Consider the following 5,079-nt stretch of genomic DNA (forward strand, 5'->3'; position numbering starts at 1 on the left):
TAGAAAGAAAAATAGGTGTTCATCTTTATACCGGGCAATTTTCCTAGGTATCACTCACTTTAACGCAAGAAGATACGATAAATCAGTTTCAAAATCGAACTGCCATACGGTGGATAAATCAGCTTCATCAAACTGAATTTTGGACGGCTAAATACCGACTTGGCATGACTAAAGGTCTTGAAGCCTTCATGTCCATGATAATGTCCCATTCCAGATGGGCCAATCCCACCAAAGGGCATATCCTCCATACCAGCCGTCATTAAAGTTTCATTAAGACAGACCCCGCCACTGTGTGTCGTATGCAGGACTTTTTGTTGCTCAGCTTTGTTATAACCAAAGTAATACAGTGCCAATGGCCGGTCATGCTGGTTGATGTAGTTAATTACTTCATCCATCTGCTCATAGCCAATGACGGGCAGAAGTGGACCAAAGATTTCATTCTGCATAATCAGCATATTGTCATGGACATTGGTCAAGACCAGGTGCGGCAAACGGCGCCCATCTACCCCCTGTTCAATCTGATGCAACTGTGCACCTTTGGCCTGAGCATCCTCAATATATCGCTGTAATCGAGCAAGCTGCCGGTCATTAATGATGGTTGTATAATCCGGATTGCTTAAAATACTATTTGGATAGAACTGTCGAATAGCATTGAAATAAGCTCCAATAAAAGCTTGGATTTGTGACTGATGCACAAATGCATAATCTGGTGCTACACAGGTCTGCCCGGCATTCATGGTTTTGCCAAAAGCCAGACGGCGTGCGCTTTCCTGTAAATCTGCATCCTTCGCAACGATAACAGGTGACTTACCACCGAGCTCCAGTGTGACTGGGGTCAGATTCTCCGCCGCCGCATGCATCACATGACGTGCAATTGAAGTCGCGCCAGTAAAGAGCAAATGATCAAATGGCAAAGTAGTAAATTGTTGCGCGACTTGTGCATTCCCCGTAACTACAGCAATCTGGTCAGCTGGGAAATAACGGGCAATCAGCTGTTGAAACAGACTAGAAAATTCCGGGGTATATTCACTCATTTTTAGCATGACCCGGTTACCCGCAGCCAAGGCCTGACCCAAAGGACCAATGGCGAGGAAAAGCGGATAATTCCACGGCACCACAATACCAACCACGCCTACCGGCTGATACATCACATAACCCGTGGCTGGCTGAAACAGAATACCAACCTGACGTTTACTCGGCTTCATCCATTTTTTCAGATGTTTCAAGCTGTGTTTCAGTCCATTCAAACTGGTCAGCACTTCAAACAGCTTGGTTTCGTCAAGACTCCGGTTCGAGAAATCCCGACTAATAGCAGCTGCCATCTCATGCTGATGCTCCACCACCATTTGGTATAGTGTTTTAAGTTGCTGTTGACGCTGCTCATAATCTGGATATGCTGCTTGCAAACATGCCTGACGCTGTTGCTGGAAAATATCCTGCATGTATTTGGCACTATCCAGATTTGCACCTTGTTCCCATGACGTCATATACGGTCCCTATTTATTCTGTAAAAAGAAATTCTCATATTTTTAAGCAACTTTCGATGTTTGCTGTCTTGCCCGGATCAGATCCACAGCTTTTTCTGCAATCATAATTGTTGGTGCATTAGTATTGCCATTCACGACCGATGGCATGACTGAAGCATCAATCACCCGCAGATTTTGAATGCCATAGACACATAATTCAGGATCAACTACAGACATATCATCAACGCCCATCTTGCAACTACCAACTGGGTGATACACCGTATCTACCCGATTGCGCAGAATTTCCCGAATATCCTCATCATTTTTTACATGCGCAGTAAATAAATCCTGTTTATACAGACTGGAAAGCGATGGTGACTGCATCAATTTTTGCGTCAGTTTAAAACCTTGGACCAGATCATCCAAATCGCGTTCATCGTTCAAGAAATTTGGATCAATCAATAGCAGATCATGAATGTTTGGCCCGCTCAGTTTAATTGAACCACGGCTGCGTGGATTTAATAAACAGACATGACAGGAAATGCCGTGGCTTCTACGGAATTTACGTGCATGATCATCCACTAATGCCACCACGAAATGCAGTTGCAGATTGGGAATTTTCAGTGCTGGCGAGCTTTTAATGAATCCTCCACATTCAGCAAAATTAGACGCAATCATGCCGCGGCGTTCACTGCGATATCGCCCAATCTGCTTAAACATATCCAGTGAACCTGACATGGATATCCCGAAGGTTCCGGCAAATTCCTTGACGCTATAGCCGAAAATAAAATCGGGGTGATCATGAAAATTCTTTCCAACCCCTGGCAAGTGGTGCTTGAGCTCGATACCGTGTTGTTTCAGTTCTTCAGCATCACCAATTCCGGATAGCATCAATAGGTGTGGAGATTGCATGGCACCTGCCGAGAGCAAGACTTCCTGTCGCGCTCGTAACGTTTTTAATTGACCCGCATGTTGCACCTGCACCCCAACTGCCGCTTTTTGTTCGATTATAATTTTATGCGTGGTGGCTTTAGTCCATATGGTCAAATTCGGACGATTCAAATGTGGAAACAGATAAGCTCGAGCTGCGCTACAGCGCTCACCATTATCATGAGTCACCTGATAAATCCCTAAGCCTTCCTGCTCTGCACCATTAAAATCATCCAGCACTGGATAGCCCTGCTCACGTGCTGCCTGTAAATATCGTTCATGGAAAATACTGTCTGTTTGCACATCAGATACATGCAAAGGGCCTGCATTACCATGATATTCATTCTGAATGCGATGGTTATTCTCAGATCGGATAAAATATGGCAGTACTTCATCATAAGATCAGCCAGTACAGCCTTGTGCTGCCCAATCATCATAATCGGCACGATTGCCACGGATATAAATCATGGCATTAATTGCTAAGGAACCCCCCAGACATTTACCACGTGGCTGATAACCTTTACGTCCATTCAATCCTTTTTGTGGAACGGTTTCAAAAGCCCAGTTGTTAATTTTGGTTGGTAAACTCATGACACAGGCTGCCGGAATATTTACTGTCCAGGCATTGCCATGCCCACCTGCTTCCAAAAGACAGACAGAAATATTGGGATCTTCACTGAGACGGCTGGCCAGTACGCATCCTGCGCTTCCTCCACCAATAATGATGTAGTCAAATTCCTGTTGCATTGTTATTATTCCATTTTCATTATTATCTTCTCAACTTAAGATATTTTCTGAAAATAGAACAATCGATATTCAGAATTAAACTCGATGCTTGATCGAGATATCTGCATGCAATTCAGATACCTATATATTTTCCAGGTTTAGGAGATTTGATGGCATTGCAGGATTTGCTGACTCATCAAGGCATATACTTCTGCCAAATCACTACGTTGTGACTGTTCCAGCATGGATTGATGCATATTCAGAATATTCTCATCTCCTCGCATGGCGGGACCTGTCTGCATCTGGCGTGGATCATTCTGTGTCGCTTTATTTGCTGTTTCCAGAATTAATGGATAAAGCAGACTAAAATCCACTTGCTGTGCATCGACTACCTGTTTGGCCATGTCATAACAGTAGTTACTAAAATTACATGCAAAGACTGCAGCTAAATGCAGACTTAGGCGTTGCTCTGAACTATACGAATAGACTCTACCGCTTAGGCTATTTGCTAAATTTTGAAGGATATTTTGGTCTTCTTGATCATGTGCTTCGATAAATAAAGGTGTATTTTCCCAGTTAATCTCACGTTCCAGACTAAAGGTTTGTAATGGATAGAACACACCAGCACGTACATGGATTTGTTTCAGCACATCTAAATGAGTACTGCCGGAAGTATGTAAGATCAGGTTATTCGGTAAATATGGATGAATCTGTTCAATAACCATGGCAATTGACTGGTCACTAACCGCAATAATGACCAGATCCACATAATTATCCAGCTGCTCAGGCCTTTCAATTGCCTGCGCTTGGAATTGATCTGCCAGTTGCTGTGCCTTTTCCAAGGTCCGGCTATAAATCTGCACAATCTCATGCTGTACTGACAATACACGGGCAAGATGATAAGCCACTCGCCCTGCCCCGATGATAGTAATCCGCATTTAATCATATTCCTGAACAATTGCGCACAGCATGCCAATAAAAAAAGGACGAAGCAATTCGTCCTTTTCATTTTGATCAAGCTAGTTAAATAGGTTGTTTAAATAAACCGTTCTTTAGTCTTGAATTTACACCTTCTGTTTTACACCTTGGTCATCGACCGCACGTACAGTCCCAGTGTTGGTATTCATGACTTCAAAGGCAATACGACGGTTTTTATAACGGTCTACATCTTTAGCATTTGATGCATTGGGTTGAGCTGGCCCCATGCCTATCGCATTCAACTGGGCAGGATCGACCCCCTGTTTCACCAGATAGTTAACAATCGCCTGAGCACGCTGTAAGGACAGTTGTTTATTTAGTTCTTCATCGCCTTGAGCATCTGTGTGACCAATCACTCGTAAATGAACTTGAGGTGCACGTTTCATTAAAGCTGCTGTCTGATCCAGAATCGACTGATTGATGGTCGGGATTTCAGTTGAACCTGGAGCAAAGTTAATTGCTTGCAGATTTAAAGCTGTCGCAACATCTAAGGCTTGGATTTGTTCTATAGGCATACTTGCCAAGACTTTTTCAGCTTCATTGCTCGGCGTATTAATCGCCTTTGCAGTACTAATAGGTTTTTGGGTAATGACCGTCATATTTTTTGCCAGCTGGCGAATTTCACCTGCAATACGTTCAGCATCGGCTGAATTGCCGGCTTGTACAGAAACCTGTTTTCCTTCCCAATGCAAGCTGACATTTGGCACACCCTGCATTGCTTTTAATACAGATGGAATCGTATCCTGATCGGTGAATTCAGAATGGTAATTATCATTATTTTCTGAACCGCAACCGATATTATAATTAAAAATCTGTTTGATCTCGTTTTGTAGAATTTCCATATACTGAGGATCATTAATCTGTACCTGACAGCTAGTAATCTGCCCCTCACTTCCAGTACTTAATTTTAGAAATGCAGTTTCAGTTGCGACTGCTTTAGATGCATTTTGCATATCCCGGATATCATCCGGATCATCAT

3 protein-coding genes and 1 pseudogene are annotated in these 5,079 nt (G+C 43.2%); all 4 read right to left on the reverse strand.

Features of this window, described 5'->3' with window-relative positions; translation table 11 throughout:
* Positions 1-59 precede the first annotated feature (59 nt).
* A complete protein-coding gene (locus tag B4033_RS02160) occupies positions 60-1,487 on the reverse strand; it encodes a coniferyl aldehyde dehydrogenase (protein WP_286831745.1) in 1,428 nt (475 codons plus the stop codon).
* A gap of 42 nt (positions 1,488-1,529) precedes the next feature.
* Positions 1,530-3,143, reverse strand: a pseudogene (locus B4033_RS02165) (GMC family oxidoreductase).
* Positions 3,144-3,280: 137 nt separating this feature from the next.
* Complete coding sequence (locus B4033_RS02170; RefSeq protein ID WP_286831747.1) at positions 3,281-4,060, reverse strand: Rossmann-like and DUF2520 domain-containing protein; 780 nt, start codon at positions 4,058-4,060, stop codon at positions 3,281-3,283.
* 126 nt (positions 4,061-4,186) lie between these two features.
* The coding region (locus B4033_RS02175; protein WP_286831749.1) for an OmpA family protein at positions 4,187-5,079 on the reverse strand (893 nt) is incomplete at its 5' end.

Origin of the sequence: Acinetobacter sp. UBA3132 (assembly GCF_002364825.1) — a bacterium.
GTDB lineage: Bacteria > Pseudomonadota > Gammaproteobacteria > Pseudomonadales > Moraxellaceae > Acinetobacter > Acinetobacter schindleri.